General features: G+C 50.0%; 1 protein-coding gene. It reads right to left on the reverse strand.

What is annotated here, in order from left to right; translation table 11 throughout:
* The coding region (locus AC3CB2_RS23495; protein WP_352936793.1) for a hypothetical protein at nt 1-276 on the reverse strand (276 nt) is incomplete at its 3' end.
* Nucleotides 277-298 lie beyond the last annotated feature (22 nt).

Here is a 298-nt window from a genome sequence, read left to right on the forward strand (position 1 = left end):
TTCCTCGCCCCGCAAATGCTGCCACCAGCCTCCGTAAGCACCAGCTTCCAGAGTGTCATTGCCCTTACCGGCATAAATCAAACTGCTGGCAGAGCCACCCTTGATGATGTCATCGCCATCAGTGCCATGCAACTCAAGGCGTTCACCATCATTAAGTACCTTAATCTCGCTGAGCGTCGTGCCATCAGCAAACTCAAAACGTTCAATATGCTGACCGACATCTGCAATAAGAAGCGATCCATTCAATCCGTTCTTGGACCAGGCAAACTGAAGCATCTGTCCGTATGATCCATTGTCT

Source organism: Pseudovibrio sp. SCP20 (genome assembly GCF_057774105.1).